This window comes from Lentzea sp. NPDC051838 (assembly GCF_040681245.1).
GTDB lineage: Bacteria > Actinomycetota > Actinomycetes > Mycobacteriales > Pseudonocardiaceae > Lentzea.
Genome location: NZ_JBFAYI010000017.1, coordinates 39,125 through 53,551, shown reverse-complemented (window position 1 = coordinate 53,551; position 14,427 = coordinate 39,125). Strand labels below are relative to the sequence as shown.

The following is a 14,427-nucleotide window of genomic DNA, read 5'->3' as shown; positions in this document are numbered from 1 at the left end:
ACGTCAGCTTTAGAATATGAAGATCCATAGTATCTTGGTAAAGTGGGAGCATGGACGAGTTCTGGCGCAGGGTAGGAGACTTCACACCCGTTGAGTGGGTGCAGGTCATTTCGGCAATCGGCACTGTGGCTGCCGCAGTTGTCGGACTTCTAGCGGCCTTCGCGGCGCGCCGCTCGGCAAAATTCGCCGAGAAGCAACTCCCGGAGCTCCAAAAGCAGGTCGAAGCCTCTAACGTGCAAGCTAAAGCAGCACAAGAACAGATCGAGCTTGCACAGAAGGCGGCGAACGCCGCAGTAGCAGCCGTGCGCGAAACCACGCGAACCCGCGCCGATCAGCAAGCGCCGCGCGTGATAGTTGCCGCATTGGCTCCCGAATGGCCGCCTTTTGTCGATCAGGCGCGCGGCGGCATGCCCTTCGCAGACGAGCTCCGTCTAAATGATCCTGCGTCGTTTGAACGCGCTCGTCGAGACATGACCGAGTTTTATCTAACGGAGCATGGACACTGGTTCATGTGGTTTGCTGGATTTGGGCACGTAATCAACGAGGGCGTTACCACGGCGCGGGTCCGACTGAATGGTGAAATGGAATTTGTGAAACATGACCTGAAGGTGTCTGCGCGGGCCTTTGCCTCCTACCCGCTGAGTGAGGCAGAAAGAATCAACAACCCTGAGCGCAATGAGTACCTCGTTCCGCCGAAGACCACGGCTATGTTTCGATGGGCTGTTGGATGTCCTGTGCGTGAGTGGGCGGAGAAGCATGACGCACCACATGCTGCGGGCGGATCGTTTTCCGTGGACGTTTGGTCATACGGCGACGCTGGCGTTCTTGATAGCTTCACTACCGAGTTCTCGGCACGTCCCCTGATCCCTGGGCGTGGTGGGGAAAACCACTGGACGCTGGCGGACAACCCTGCTGAGAAGCTTGGTGTCGTCACCTATCCGATGAAGCGCCAATGGCTCTTTGAGAAAGACTAGTATGACCTGCGTAGTCCGCAGTCGTACGCATACAACTAGACATCTTTGACGGCTAAGTTGACGGCAACCTTACCAACTTTCCAGCGTCGTCGACGGACGGTCAGGAACAAACTTACCTCTGTTAGGCCGGTAAATAAGGAGTGCTCTGGCCTGTATGGTAAGGATGAGGTCCCGGGTTCAAATCCCGGTTGGGGCTCCATGAAGTAATCTGTTAGATGTCGCAGTGTCGTAGAAAATGTCGACCCTGACGGCAGTAGTTGACGGCAACCGCTGCCGTCAACAGCAAACAAACTAGATAGAAGACCAGCGCCTGGCGCTTGGTCTTCTTCCGTTTCGGTGGTGAGTGCGTCGCCTAGCTTGGTAAGCGACTCTCTACGAAGTGCTTGGTTATCGTGCTCGTAGACACCGAGTGTCATATCTAGTTGCGAGTGTCCAAGGATCAGTTGTCGATCTCGCGGTTGGACACCAAGCATCTTGAGTAGGGTATTTGTGGTGTGCCTGACGTGGTGAACTGTTATTTCCCGTATCTCGTTCTGCCGGCAGATGCGGCGAAATGCCCTCGTAAAGTTCTTCGGGTCAACGGGCAATCCTGAACTCGTCGTAAAAACAAGATCTTTAGCTGGGCCTGATGGAGAAGCCTGAGTGTCGTACAAACTCTGTTTGCTCCGGTGGGCTAAGAGCGCCATTCGAGCCTCATCTATCAGGGGAAGAGTGCGGCGTGCGGAACTCGTCTTTAAAGGCCCTGTGTAAAACCCAAGCCTTTTACTCCATTGAAGTTGTTGCTCGATGTGCAAGCTGTTCTTGCTGAAGTCGACATCGCACCATCGGAGTCCTAGTACCTCACCACGTCTTAAGCCGTACCGAACAAGGAGCACATACGCTGCACGCATAGGCTCTTCGTCGATGGCTTGCAGAAATTGAGTTGCTTCCTCGAAGCTCCATGGGATCACCTGTCTTGTGGTGTGGGTAGGCACCACCACGAGGCGTGCAACGTTGCGTGTAACTAGCTCCTGACGCATTGCACTTGTGAGAGCTGAACTTAGAACCTTGCGGATAGTCGCCGCATTGGTAAGGGACCGACCCGAGCTGATCTGATCATTAATGAACCGTTGGACGATCGGGACGGTCAATTGCGAGAGGCTGTAGCGTCCAAGGCCGGGTTTCAGGTATATCCGAGTGATGCTCTCGCATTGGTCGTACGTCGACGGTCGCTTGTTGGTTAGCACTTCGTGGCTTAGCCAGTTGTCTAAGAAGTCTCCGAGCTTCCAAGTTTTGTCGGGTATCGGAATCCCGCGTTGTGCTTGAGCCAGTGCGGCGGTTAGCTTGTCGTGCGCTTCTTTATGGGTCTTGCCATAGAAACTGCGAGGCTTGTGTTTTCCGCTAGCTGCTAGGAAGTACGCACGCCCTTCATAGCGCCCGTCTGGTCGTCGCCATACGGACCCCTCGCCGTTTGCCGCACGGCGGGCCATTACGCAAAGTCCGCCCGCAGGGTGTTGTTGATGTAGGCGGTGATGCTAGATGTGGGGATGCGTCGGCTGCGGCCGATCTTTATGGTTTCCAGCTCGCGTGAGCGGATTAGGCCGTACAGAGTCCAGCGGCTTATGCGTAGAACCTGGCACGCTTCTAAGACAGTCAGCAGTGCAGGGCTTAAGGTTTCTCGGTCGATGGTGCGTTCGGTTGGTGAAGACATAGTTTCTTGCTTTCATATTAAGTTGTTGTGCTTATGCTGTGAATAGTAATTTTGTCTACGGCGGTGCGCGGTCGTTGGTGTGTTCGTCCATCCCTGCGGCCGGCGGTGCGCTTAGAAACGCTGGACCATCGGCGGCCAGCGCAACCGTGAAGAGCTGAGCTTCCTCCATGGTGAACCTGCGGATGACCCGCTGGATGTTTTGGCGGCGGCGTTCATCTGGGACAAGCCACACGACCATCGGGTAGACCCCGTGTCGTTGCTGCTCGACACCAGACCGCCAGTGGGCGATGAACCGGAGACACTTGCGTTCGATCGTCGGCAGGCTCTCAGTAGAGAGGTCCACCTCGACGAACGCCCGGCGCTCGAACTCCTGGAAGCCAACACGCACGTAGGCGTCCGGCTTCACCATGACCAGCTCGCCGCCACTGCCGGTGAAGTGCCGCCAAGAAGCGGGTTCACCATCGAAGGTCAGCAGTTCCATGTGGTCGTGGCGTTCCAGTTCACGGAGCCGTACGTACAGCTCGGCGACGGCCAACATGTGGTCTTGGAAGTACGGCCGGGTGTCCCACACCCGGCGGCGTGGCCCACCAGCTGGTCCGCCGACTTCTAGAACCGTCTGACCTACCGCTGACAATCCGTACACGAAGCCCGACGAACCAGCCCGAACCCCACCGATCAGGCGGTCGAGCCGGACCACTAGGCCGAGCTCTTGCAGGCGCTTCAGTACGTACTGGGCGCGGCGGATACGCGAGAGGTGCGGACCGTCCACAAAGTGCAGTCGTTGCACCTGGGCCGTGGTGAGCAACCGGAAACTGTGCAGCGACTTGAGCATGGCGAAGTCGCGGACACCCAGGCGTTCGCGGAGTCGGATGGCACGGCCGCGCGCTTGACGATCCGTCATAGGGAACCCCTTGACGGTAAGACAGTCGTTGCACGTTCTGTTCGGCGGACAGATTGAGTTGGTCGGGTCTTACCGACACGACACGTAGGGCGAAGCGAACACGGCATCACGCAGCCCTCCGGGTAATGCCGATGGGGCCGTGTGGCCGGGAACCGTTGTAGTACCAACGGGTTGTGAGCGTCGCGTCGAGGTCATCACCGTTCACGCCGTAGCGCTGTCGGCTGGCTGTACGGAGGTCGACGGGGTTGGACAGGCTGGCACCAAGGCCGGTGGTGCGAACCGTGAACGGTGCGGTCATCGTGTTGTCCACGACCAGGCGACAGCAGGCTTCAAAGCGGCCGAGGTGTTCAAGCTGCGCGGCGGTCACGCCACCGCCCAGTACTCCAGCAAGTGCGCGGGAGTCCTCAGTACTGGGATGGAAGACCATCCGGGAGCGGGCGTTAGCAAAGAACGCGGCCCGCAGGTTGGGGGTGAGCTGCCCAAGGTGCTGGTGTGCGGCCGTGATCCCAACGCCCAAAGCGCGGGCCTGGGCCAACATGTTGCCGATGTCCACCGGCAGTTTCAGGTAGTCCTGGACCTCATCGACCACCACCATCACCGGGTGGCGCTCTGCTGGTGGTAGCTGTGCGCGGCGCAAGGTGGCCTGCCACAGTTGCGTCAGCAGGAGCGCGCCGATCAACGATGCCGCTTCGGCACCGATGACCCCGGTGTTCAGGTTCACCAGGACGATGCGCCGGTGTGTGAACAACTCCTCTAGCTGGAACCGCGGCGTGGCCTGGCCCAGCAGCCGACGGAGGTTGGTGCGGCTCAGGAATCCGCGCACCTTGTTCAGTACCGGTGCGATCACCTGGGCACGCTCGGCGTCGGAAATCCCGTCGTACCAGGCAAAGAACGGTGCCAGCACCAGCGGGTCCGTGACCTCGCCGAGCAAGCGGCGGCGGAAGGTGCTGTTGGTCAGCAGCACCGGTAGGTCAGCCAGCGTGCCTGTTGAACAGCGCGCCAAGGCCGTGAGCGCGTGCAGCAGAATGTCGTTGCTTCTAGGGCCGATGCCGGCATGGCCGAAGACTTCGCGGAACAAGTGCAACACCTGGTCAGCACGGAGCTCGGCGTCTTCGGCCGCACCGGCCAGGGGGTTGATCCCGACGACCTCGCGCCCGATGCCGGGTTCGATAACTACCACGTCATCACGTCGCCCTGCAGGGACCCCTAGAAGAACGTCGTTTACGAGGTCTCCGCGGGGCTCGATGAGCAGCACGCTTCTACCAGCCGCCATGTCGGCGCGGATGAACGAGGCCAGTTGGGTGGACTTCCCGGAGCCGGTAACTCCGGTGACGTGCAGGTGGCGGAGCGCAGTTTCTACGGGCAGCGCGACGAGCTGTTGATCGTCGGCCGGGTGCAGGCTGTGCCCCAACATCCTGGTGTCGGGTCGGTGTGCTCCAGGAGCCTCCTGATTCAACAGTTGCGGCGGCGCTGGGTTCGGCGACGCTCCAAATCCCAGGAGGTTGCCGTGTGGCCAACCGATGAGCGTGGCCAGCTCGGCGGCGTTCACCACGCCGGTCCAGCGACGGTTGGTCCGTGGGGCAAGCAGACTGACAGCACCACGTCGTGATGGTGGGGTGCTTCGTACTTCGGTGTGGCTGGCACTGGCCAGGGCGAGTGCCTGCGCCACCAGGTGAATCAACGTGCGGGCGTGCGCCGGATGATCGGTGTGGGCACCGATCCGCCCGCGCACGGCAAACAGCGGCTCGGCCGTCTTCTTGCGCCAATGCTGTTGGTCGTTGATCTGTGGTTCTAGGGCGCTGCCGAAGCCGAGCAGTTGGGGGAGGTTCTTGCGTTGCGGCCGGCTGCGCCGTGGTTGGGCTGGACCAACGGTCCACTGGACGACGGCTGATTCGCGCGGCTTCAAGTTCTGGAGGGCGTTCACGAGTCCCTCGCTGACAGCCGAGGCCATGTCGATGCGCAGCGGCTCCGACACACCGGTGATCCGTAGGTCAGCGGTAAGCAGTGGCGTCGTTCGCCGCGGGGCGTTTTCGCGGGTGAGCACCAGCGTTGGAAGCTGGGCGTTCAGCTGGCCGGGCAGGCTGCGTAGCTGCGGGTCGACACCAACTAACCACGTCAGCGTGCCGCCGTGCGACCACACTTCAAGGGTGACAACAGGTGTTCGGTTAGTCAGCCCAAGCCTTGGCCGATGGGCAAGCGGGCGGAGGAACGCCATCACGTCGACGACGTCGAGCCCGGATGGAAGGTGCAGCCTGTACCAGGTAAGTCCTTGACGGGTAGCTGGTTGTGGCGTGCCCGCCATAGATTCCTCCTTAATTTTGTAAACTTAATATTCTCCAATTGCAAGCATGAGCAGGTTGGATGATTTATTCCGATCTGTCGGATGGGCCCGCCCGGCTCACCTGCGATGCAGGGGCCGGGCGGGAAAGTGGATAGCCCAGGGGCTGGTGGGCGTGACGGCTAGGCCATCCGCGTGCCGGGAAGGCGTCCACGCGTGCCGCGTGCGTTCTTGAGCACCTCGTCCATGTCCGGTGCAGCCTTGTTGAAATCGGCCACCCGAACGTATGCCTCGCGGCTGTCGCCGTAGGGCATCTTGATTTCCAAGATCACCAGGTCACCGATGTCCTTGAAGGAGCTCAGCTCGGTTACCAAGATGTCCAGAGCTTTGGGCTGGTCCAGCTTGGGGTGCTGTCGTACGACCACCTGTGCGAAGTCGGTTTCTGCGCCTTCCTCGCCGGTGAGGTCGGAAACCTTGCGGCTGACGATTGCCATGGTCGTTCTCCACTAACTTGTGAGTTGCGCCAGAGCAGTTGCTTTGGCTACTCACATTTAGACATCCGGGCGCACGCTTGCATATGGTAGAAAAATGTGGTGTTGCTCGGCAGTTCCTGCAAGTCGCGAGAAGGGCTAGTGTGTTGCCTGTGGCTAGCTGTAGGGGAAAATGCTATGCTGAAGTTGATAAACGAGTGATTTCAAATGGTGGAAGTCAAAAAACGAGCACAAAAAAGTAGCGACACCCGCTCGCTGGTCGAAAGATCAACCAAGGCAAGCGGTGTGCCGCTACAGGTGAAGGATCAGAAAACGATCCAAGCGCTAGCGCGCTTGGTTAGAATTTCCAGTGAATCTTAACGTGGCCTGGCTCGAAGTGGTAACCGTTCCACATGTTACCTCGCGGGTGACCCGGCAGGATTTCAACGTAGTCAACGATCAATGAGATGACCTGACGCTTCCAGTTGAGTCCTTGGCGTTCACCCATGCTTCGTAGCGTTTCCCCGGCAGGGATCGAAACGGCCCTAACTTTCTGAATCTTCGCTAGCTCGGCGTCAGTCTGCTGGAGTTTTTCGGCTGCCGCCTGCTTCGCGATAACCAGTTCCTCGCGAGTAAGAATCCCTGCGCCGTAGTCGCTTACGAGCGATTCAAGGTGCAAGCGCTGCTTGGTTTGAAGCTCGACAAGTTGCTTCAAGCGCTCTCTGTCTTTGCCGGGAGTCAAAGCCGCCGTCACTTCTGGAGTGTCATACCGATACATGACCTGTTCCCAGACGAGTAGGTCAACGGGTTCCGCAGTGCGGTAGACCTTGGCGCAGCCAAGCTTGTCACCATAGTTGTCCCGGGCTTTACAGCCGTACCGGCGGTGGTAGCTACCGTCCGTCCGCTGTCGGCCCTTGCCGTACATTGGAGTCCCGCAAGCTCCGCAACGACAGATGCCACTAAGAAGGTAGGCCCTGCCTTTGGGGCGGCCGTTGTAGTTTTCCTTCTTGGTGAGTTTGATTGCGGCGACCATGAGTTCGTAATCTTCTTTAGATATGATAGCATCCCAGATCGCCGCGTACTCTTTGTCCTTGTGGACCCGGGTTCCGGGGCCTGGAAAAGTCCCGAAGGCTACGGCGCGCTTGCCAAGCAGCCAACGGCGTAGGTTCCCAATCCGCCAACGGCCGCCGCCTGGTGCCGGGATTCCTCGTTTGTTCAGATCCTTCACTAGGTCACGTTCGGTTTCGCCTGCGATGGTGCGTTGAGTGCACTCGTGGCGGATGGCCGCCTCATCTTCAAGGATGCGGCAACCAACTTCGCCAGGGTTGAGTAGGCGACCATTAATCACTTCGCCATCTGGAGTGGTCAACTTTTCGTAGATGGCACCGACGTAACCATGAGGGCGTTGGCCACCATGAAAGGCGCCCGCTTCGGCTTGCTTGTTTTTCTTCTTGCCCTGGCGGTCAGAGCTTTGGTCGGTCTCAAATTCGGCATCGCTGACCGCATCGCGGAACGCCTTGCGTCCGCGAGGTCGACGGAGGTCGTAGATCATCCCGTCCGTGGTGGCAACAAATTGCAGTGCCGTGGTCTTGCTAAGGTCGATCAGTTCTAGGGCATCGGCCATCTGGCGGCATAGGCGCGGCACTTCGGTGACGATGATCTCAAGGACCAGATCGGCGCGGATGGCGTCGAGAAGGTCCAGGTATCCGTCACGCGGCTTGGTGCCAAAAGTCGAAGCGCTGATGTCGTTGTCTTTGAAGACAAGATGCTGGCCGATGGCATCGCCCGTATCGAGGGCGTGATCGTCAATGTCGGCGAGCTGATGCGTAACGTTGACGCTCTTCTTCGACTTATCCTTGCTAAGGCGCGCGTACGCTGCTCGTCCTGGAGGCGCCGAACTGACAGACCACGGTGTCTGTGGCGCTGCCAGAATATTTGAAACTATCGACATTACTTGTTACCCACTGCGCTTTAATTAAAGCAAATTGTGGGTGAATAGACAATCACTCGACGAAGCCTGCGAGTTCGGCCAGAAGACCATCGACACCCTCCGCACGGCCCTCGAATCAGGCGAAGTCCGCATCCCGCGCCGCGACGGCATAGCCCGCTACCCGGCCCGCTTCCAGCTGATCCTCGCCACCAACCCGTGCCCGTGCGCCCCGCCGAAAGAGATCGACTGCATCTGCACCACCACGGTCCGCCGCCGCTACCAGGCCCGCCTCTCCGGCCCCCTGCTCGACCGCGTGGACCTCCGAGTCCGAATGCGAGCCACCACAGCCATGACCAACGCCGAAGCCACCCCGCCCGAACCCACCTCGGTAGTCCGCGAACGAGTCCTCAAGGCCCGCTCCCGAGCCGCCACCCGCTGGTCCGCCCACGGCCACACCTGGCCCACCAACGCCCAAGTCCCAGGCCCAGCCCTACGCCGCGAGTTCGCCCTCCCACGCACCTCCACAGCCCTCCTGGACCGAGCCCTGGCCATCGGAGCCCTAACAGGCCGAGGCGCAGACCGCTGCCTCCGCGTCGCCTGGACCCTCGCCGACCTGGCCGAATCCGACCGCCCCACAGCCGACCACGTAGCAGCAGCCCTCCAATTCCGAGAACGCCGCTCAACCTGACCGCGCCCACCAACCCACCCGCCCTGCACCACCGCCACCGCCACCGCCCCGACCCAGCTCGCCCCGCTGGTCTGCCTCAACCTCGCCAGGTCCAACTCCGCCAGGCCCAACTCCGCCAGGCCCAACCCGCCTGGTCGAACCTCGCCCGGTAGAACCGCCCGGCCCGCCTCAGACCCCAGCCGCGAGGCCCCAGAGCAGCCGGACGCTGAGCAATCGAGCCCCTGCTCCGCGTCCGGCCCAGGTCGAGCGGGACGCCCGAACACCCCCCAGCGGGCGTCCCGCTCACCCCACCCGTCCCCACTCCCAGGCCGACGTCGGCACTCCCCGGCATTGGCCGCCACTGGCCTTGCCTGCCACCGGCCCTGCCCACCACCGGCCCTGCCCACCACCGGCCCTGCCCAACCCGAAAGCCGCCGGGCGCGGAGCCCACTCCCACTCCGCGCCCGGCACCTCGGTGCAGCCCCCAGCCACCGGACGCAACGCCTCCTGCCTCGGCTCGCGTCCGGTTCCGAGCGGACCGCTCGTCCATCCCCAGCGGGCGGTCCGCTCACCCCCTGAAACCCGAACAGGAGCGCCAACCATGACCCCACTGCTCGCTCAGGCCGTCCCTTCGACGCCAGCCGCAGCGCCCGCCCTGCTTCGCCTGCCCTGCACAGTCCGAAGGCGCGCGTCCGGTGCCAGCCCGCCAAGCCCGTGGCTCCCCGATCCATGGCACCGCTGGCTGCCCTGGTGGTGGTTCCGATGAACGCCCCACCGAGCGAGCCGCCGCCGATCACGCCATCCGCGGAGTCGTCGATACCGCTGCCGGCCGAGCCTCCGCTCACGTCGCCGACTACGTCGTCGATTGCGTCCGCTACCGATGCCGTCCGGCTGGCCAGGGCCTACCTCTCCCGCGTCGCTGAGCCGTATCCGGCGGCGCTGGCAGCGCTGGTGGCCGAGGTCGGACCGGTCGAGGCCGCGGAGATGGTGCGTTCCGGCGAAGTTTCGCCGTCCGTCGCTAGTCAGACGGCGGCTCGGCGCGCTGAGGAGCGGGTGCACGAAGACCTTGAGCTCGTCGGCAAGCGCGGTGGGCGGCTTCTCATTCCGGAGGACGACGAGTGGCCGCGGTGGCCGTTCGTCGCTCTGAGTGGTGCGTCGGGGCAGCGGTGCGGTGGTGAGCCGTTGGCGTTGTGGGTGCGAGGGCCGTTCGACCTGGCCGAGGCGACGGAGAAGGCCGTGGCGATCGTCGGGTCGCGGGCGGCCAGTGGGTATGGCGAGCACGTTGCCGGTGAGTTCGCGTACGGGTTGGCTGCGGCGGGCGTGACTGTCGTGTCCGGTGCGGCGTACGGCATTGACGGCGCCGCTCACCGGGGTGCGCTTTCGGCCGGTGGGATCACGGTTGCCGTGCTTGCTTGCGGCGTGGACTTCGCTTATCCCGCTGGGCATCAAGGGTTGCTCGGGAAGATCGCTCGGGAGGGGGTGATCGTCAGCGAGTACGCGCCTGGGGTCACGCCCGCGCGGCATCGGTTCCTCACGCGCAACAGGCTCATTGCCGCGCTTGGTGGTGGCACGGTTGTGGTGGAGGCCGGGCGGCGTAGCGGTGCCAAGAACACGGCTGCGATCACGCGGGCGTTGGGGCGGCCGTTGATGGTGGTGCCTGGGCCCGTGACGTCGGCGAGTTCGCTGGGGTGTCACGAGTTGCTGCGGGACAAGCACGCTGATTCGGTCAGTTCGGTGGCCGAGATCATCGAGTCGGTGGGGCGGTTCGGCGACGACCTCGCCACCGAGCCCGCGGAGAAGGACAGCGAACTCGGTGCGCCGCAAGGGGAAGCCATGCGGGTGTACGAGGCCCTGGGCAAGCGGTCCGGGGTGGGGGACGAGGTCGTGTCCGTCGAGTCCGGGGTGCCGTTGGAGCGGGTGCGGGCGCTGTTGCCGGAGTTGGAGCTCGCCGGCTTGGCGCAGCAGGTCGACGGCGGCTGGCAGAAGGTAGAGGTGAGGTGATCAGGCTCCGCAGATGGAGTAATACGTGGTGGTTCGACCTCCGCAATGTCCACAATGGATAGAGCTCCGGTAGGCGAACGATCAGCTGCCACCCCCGGCGTTTGCCCAGGTTGATGTTCACGCGGCGTGTGGCGGTCGGCCTGTGGCTTCGCTGCCGTCAGCTTGCGGCGTCACCGGGCTCTCGTCCAGGGTCCTGGTCGTTGTCGCGCAGTACGAGGGCGGCGAGGACGGCGTCGGCCAGCGCTTCGGCCTTCTGCTGCTTCATGCCGAGGGAGAGGGCGCGTTCGAGGGCGATTTGGCGCACTTCGGCCAGTTGGGAGGTGGTGAGCGGGGTTGCGAGCAGTTCGAGCGGCTCTGCGGGCTTGCCGCGGAGCTTGCGCCACGTCCTGCGCACCGCGTTGGTGGTGCCGTCGCGCACCGCCTTGCCGACGCTGTCCGAGACGGCGGTGATCACGCTGCCGGACACGAGGGCCACGACGGGCGTGGCCATCGCGACGATGTCGCCCAGGCCGAAGCCCAGCGGGTCGTCGTAGGCGCGGCGCAGGCGGCGTTCGGCCTGCTCCGGGGTCTCCAGGTAGGGGGCGGCGACGATGTCGAACGAAGGCAGTTCCTCGGGGGCGATCCTCCGCACGACCCGGCGGGCTAGTTCATCGGCTGTTCGGACGGTGGTGCTGGCTGCCATCGCTACTCCGAAAGGTGATCTGTGCGTGCCACCAAACCCCTGGTCGTCACAGGGAGTTGAAACGTTATCGTGTTGGCGATCATGAGAGCGCTCTCAACTGGCGCGAGGGTGTGGCGATACTTGACCAAACGCCCCGACTGGCGCAGCGTCTTGGCCTATGTCCCCGCCGCCGCATGGTCGGACACGCCGTGTCGATCTCGTTCGCCTGCGCGAAAAACTGCCGGCGTCCGTCGCAGACGTGTTGCGGCAGTACGAACGGCACCTGACTTTGGAGCGTGATCTGTCACCGCACACGGTGCGCGCGTACATCGGCGATTCGGTCGCGCTGCTGGGACATGTCGCGGGGAATAGCCCTGAACAGGCCGATGTCGGACGCATCGACCTGACGAGCCTGCGCTCATGGCTTGCCGCGCAACGCACTGCCGGTGCCAGCCGCACCACGCTCGCGCGGCGTGCTGCCGCGGCACGCACTTTCACGGCGTGGGCGCACCGCGCGGGGCATCTGCCTGCGGATCCGGGGCCGCGCCTGGCCGCGCCGCGACCACATCGGACGTTGCCGTCCGTGTTGCGCGAGGACCAGGCGAAGGACGCGATGAACGCCGTATCCTCTGGCGCTTCCGAAGGCGATCCGGTTGCGCTGCGTGATCAGGCCGTGGTGGAGTTGCTGTACGCCACAGGTATCCGCGTGGCCGAACTCTGTGGTCTTGATCTCGACGACGTGGACTACTCCCTAAGGGTGATTCGAGTTCTGGGCAAAGGTGGACGCGAGCGCAGCACGCCGTTCGGCGTGCCGGCCGAGCGAGCGCTGCTGCGATGGCTGGACGAGGGGCGAAACGCCCTGGTAGCACCGGATTCGCCGCCGGCGTTGTTCCTCGGGGCCCGCGGCGGCCGGCTGAACCAGCGGGCCGTTCGCACTCTGGTGCACGAGGTGGTCGCCGTGGTACCGGATGCGCCGGACATCGGGCCGCACGGGTTGCGCCACTCCGCTGCGACCCATTTGCTGGAAGGAGGAGCGGACCTGCGCACCGTCCAAGAACTGCTTGGTCACGCTACGCTCGCAACGACTCAGCTTTACACACACGTCACTGTCGAACGGCTGAAGGCGATCCATGACCGAACCCACCCCCGTTCCTGACGCCGCAGGGGGAGGATCGCGTACGGCGACCGTGCCCCCTGAACCCGTCGTGCCCGCACCAGCTTCGAAGCAGGCGAGCAACGGGCACCGTCAGAACGGCGCGCCGCGCACCGAGGCGAGCACCGGGGAGTCCGCGGAGCCCGGTGCGGAGACGCATGTCAACGGCACGCCCTCGGCCGTCTCGACCGCTGCTGTGACGCGCGCGGACGCCAGGTCCGGTGACGACGTCGAGGCCGGCATCGTTGCGCTGTGGCGCAGCTACGGCGAGTCGCACGACCAGGGCCAGCGCGACCGCCTGGTGCTGCACTACGCGCCGCTGGTCAAGTACGTCGCGGGCCGCGTCGGCACCGGTCTGCCCGCCCACGTGGACGTGGCCGACCTGATCCAGTCCGGCATCTTCGGCCTGGTCGACGCGATCGAGAAGTTCGAGCCGGAACGCGGCCTCAAGTTCGAGACCTACGCCATGCAGCGCATCCGCGGCGCGATCCTCGACGACCTCCGCTCCCAGGACTGGGTGCCGCGCTCGGTCCGCAGCCGCGCCCGCGACGTCGAACGAGCCCTCGAACGCCTCGGCGCCAAGCTGCAGCGCACGCCCACCGACCGCGAGCTCGCCGCAGAGCTCAAGATCGGCCTGGCGGAGCTGCGCGAGCTGTACGGCCAGCTCCAGCTCACCAGCGTCGTCGCCCCCTGGACGAGCTGATCGCCCCGAACAAGGGCGGCTCCTCCCTGGCCGAGTCGCTGCCCGACGACGCCGCCGAAGATCCGGTGGCGAGCCTCGTCGACCAGGACAGCCGCCGTCAGCTGGCGGACGCGATCGCCCAGCTGGCAGAACGCGATCGCGTGGTCGTGACCCTCTACTACTTCGAGAACCTGACGCTCGCCGAGATCGGCAAGGTCCTCGGCGTGACCGAGTCCAGGGTCTGCCAGCTGCACACCCGCGCCGTCCTGCGCCTGCGCACCAAGCTCAACGAGCAGTCCGAGGCCTGACCGCGCCTCGTCCCACACCCGCAACCCGGCCACAGCCGGGCTGCCGCACGGCCGCACCGTGACGCCGCCGCACACTCGTGCTGGCTTGCGCGTCCTTCCTCATCCGCAACCCGGCGGCCGCAGCAGGGCTGCCGCGCCGTGACGCCGCCGCACGTCGGGATCGCCCCGCGCGGTCGCGTCGAGAAGCCGTACGAGCCTCACAACCATCGCTTCAAACCTCTTTCCGCCCCTTGCCAGGGCTAATTCACTCGAACGGGTGGGTCTTGGGGTGGCTCCAAGCACGCCGTGTGCCTGTCACCGCCTGTGCACGAGGTCAGCAACGCGATCGCTTTGGCCAGGCCGCCGTGCGCGTGTTGAGGAGGGGCCGGGCAGATGTGGTGCGTCGAACGGCGCGGGTTCCCGTGCGGGTTGCGGGCTGGTTGGCGGCTCGGCTGGGGGCGCACGGCGGACCAGCGGGCGAACCGGGGTCGCGCAGGAATCTGGGCCGGTTGGGTTGCGACGTGGTTGAGCCGCTCGGATCTCCACCGAGGTTCGCGGGCCTGGAGTGACGGCTCAGCGTTGAGGTGTGCACAGGCTCGGAGCATTCGTGTGTTGGGCGGTGCAGGTGGGCCGGGAGGCGGGACAGGCCGGCCGCCTCCCGGCACCTGCCGGGCGCTCGCGGCGCGCAACGGGGACGCGCCGCCGGTCAACCGCCGGGGGAAGCGGCGGGCGA

General features: G+C 63.9%; 10 protein-coding genes and 2 pseudogenes. 5 read left to right on the top strand and 7 right to left on the bottom strand.

Translation table 11 applies throughout. The features are described 5' to 3' along the window. Nucleotides 1-50: 50 nt before the first annotated feature. A complete protein-coding gene (locus tag AB0M24_RS30035) occupies nt 51-974 on the top strand; it encodes a hypothetical protein (protein ID WP_363775233.1) in 924 nt (307 codons plus the stop codon). A 35-nt stretch (nt 975-1,009) separates the two neighbouring features. Here AB0M24_RS30035 and AB0M24_RS30030 read toward each other — a convergent pair whose 3' ends face one another. The 6 genes from AB0M24_RS30030 to AB0M24_RS30005 form a co-directional block, all read right to left on the bottom strand. After that, a complete protein-coding gene (locus AB0M24_RS30030; protein ID WP_363775230.1) occupies nt 1,010-2,443 on the bottom strand; it encodes a site-specific integrase in 1,434 nt (477 codons plus the stop codon). Then, on the bottom strand, nt 2,443-2,664 hold the full coding sequence (locus AB0M24_RS30025) for a helix-turn-helix domain-containing protein (RefSeq protein WP_363775227.1): 222 nt from the start codon (nt 2,662-2,664) through the stop codon (nt 2,443-2,445). The genes AB0M24_RS30030 and AB0M24_RS30025 overlap by 1 nt, the downstream gene beginning before the upstream one ends. A 55-nt stretch (nt 2,665-2,719) precedes the next feature. Further along, nucleotides 2,720-3,496, bottom strand: a complete 777-nt coding sequence (locus tag AB0M24_RS30020; protein WP_363775223.1) for a replication-relaxation family protein — start codon at nt 3,494-3,496, stop codon at nt 2,720-2,722. Nucleotides 3,497-3,671: 175 nt separating this feature from the next. After that, on the bottom strand, nt 3,672-5,867 hold the full coding sequence (locus tag AB0M24_RS30015; RefSeq protein WP_363775220.1) for a type IV secretory system conjugative DNA transfer family protein: 2,196 nt from the start codon (nt 5,865-5,867) through the stop codon (nt 3,672-3,674). 158 nt (nt 5,868-6,025) lie between these two features. After that, nucleotides 6,026-6,337 carry a hypothetical protein gene (locus AB0M24_RS30010; protein WP_363775217.1) on the bottom strand — a complete coding sequence of 104 codons (312 nt, stop codon included), beginning with the start codon at nt 6,335-6,337 and terminating at the stop codon, nt 6,026-6,028. 334 nt (nt 6,338-6,671) lie between these two features. Continuing rightward, nucleotides 6,672-8,264 (bottom strand): recombinase family protein, encoded by a 1,593-nt coding sequence (locus AB0M24_RS30005; RefSeq protein ID WP_363775215.1) that lies wholly within the window; start codon nt 8,262-8,264, stop codon nt 6,672-6,674. A gap of 55 nt (nt 8,265-8,319) precedes the next feature. On the opposite strand from AB0M24_RS30005, the pseudogene AB0M24_RS30000 reads away from it, so the two are divergent. Then, nucleotides 8,320-8,931 (top strand): annotated as a pseudogene (locus tag AB0M24_RS30000) (ATP-binding protein); the annotation flags it as partial. Between the two features lie 741 nt (nt 8,932-9,672). Beyond that, nucleotides 9,673-10,911, top strand: coding sequence for a DNA-processing protein DprA (dprA, locus tag AB0M24_RS29995; RefSeq protein WP_363775212.1), 1,239 nt, complete (start codon nt 9,673-9,675; stop codon nt 10,909-10,911). Between the two features lie 157 nt (nt 10,912-11,068). Here the strand turns inward: dprA and AB0M24_RS29990 are convergent, their stop codons facing one another. Beyond that, nucleotides 11,069-11,593 carry a hypothetical protein gene (locus AB0M24_RS29990; RefSeq protein WP_363775209.1) on the bottom strand — a complete coding sequence of 175 codons (525 nt, stop codon included), beginning with the start codon at nt 11,591-11,593 and terminating at the stop codon, nt 11,069-11,071. Between the two features lie 157 nt (nt 11,594-11,750). Between AB0M24_RS29990 and AB0M24_RS29985 the strand changes: the two genes are divergently transcribed. After that, entirely contained in the window at nt 11,751-12,728 is a 978-nt protein-coding gene (locus AB0M24_RS29985; RefSeq protein ID WP_363775206.1) for a tyrosine recombinase XerC, read from the top strand. Beyond that, nucleotides 12,703-13,715, top strand: a pseudogene (locus AB0M24_RS29980) (FliA/WhiG family RNA polymerase sigma factor). Before AB0M24_RS29985 ends, AB0M24_RS29980 begins: the two are co-directional and overlap by 26 nt. The last annotated feature ends 712 nt before the right edge of the window (nt 13,716-14,427 follow it).

Coding starts and splice junctions, on each gene's coding strand:
- AB0M24_RS30035 (WP_363775233.1), top strand. CDS start 51: ATGGACGAGTTCTGGCGCAGGGTAGGAGACTTCACACCCGTTGAGTGG.
- AB0M24_RS30030 (WP_363775230.1), bottom strand. CDS start 2,443: ATGGCCCGCCGTGCGGCAAACGGCGAGGGGTCCGTATGGCGACGACCA.
- AB0M24_RS30025 (WP_363775227.1), bottom strand. CDS start 2,664: ATGTCTTCACCAACCGAACGCACCATCGACCGAGAAACCTTAAGCCCT.
- AB0M24_RS30020 (WP_363775223.1), bottom strand. CDS start 3,496: ATGCTCAAGTCGCTGCACAGTTTCCGGTTGCTCACCACGGCCCAGGTG.
- AB0M24_RS30015 (WP_363775220.1), bottom strand. CDS start 5,867: ATGGCGGGCACGCCACAACCAGCTACCCGTCAAGGACTTACCTGGTAC.
- AB0M24_RS30010 (WP_363775217.1), bottom strand. CDS start 6,337: ATGGCAATCGTCAGCCGCAAGGTTTCCGACCTCACCGGCGAGGAAGGC.
- AB0M24_RS30005 (WP_363775215.1), bottom strand. CDS start 8,264: ATGTCGATAGTTTCAAATATTCTGGCAGCGCCACAGACACCGTGGTCT.
- dprA (WP_363775212.1), top strand. CDS start 9,673: ATGAACGCCCCACCGAGCGAGCCGCCGCCGATCACGCCATCCGCGGAG.
- AB0M24_RS29990 (WP_363775209.1), bottom strand. CDS start 11,593: ATGGCAGCCAGCACCACCGTCCGAACAGCCGATGAACTAGCCCGCCGG.
- AB0M24_RS29985 (WP_363775206.1), top strand. CDS start 11,751: ATGTCCCCGCCGCCGCATGGTCGGACACGCCGTGTCGATCTCGTTCGC.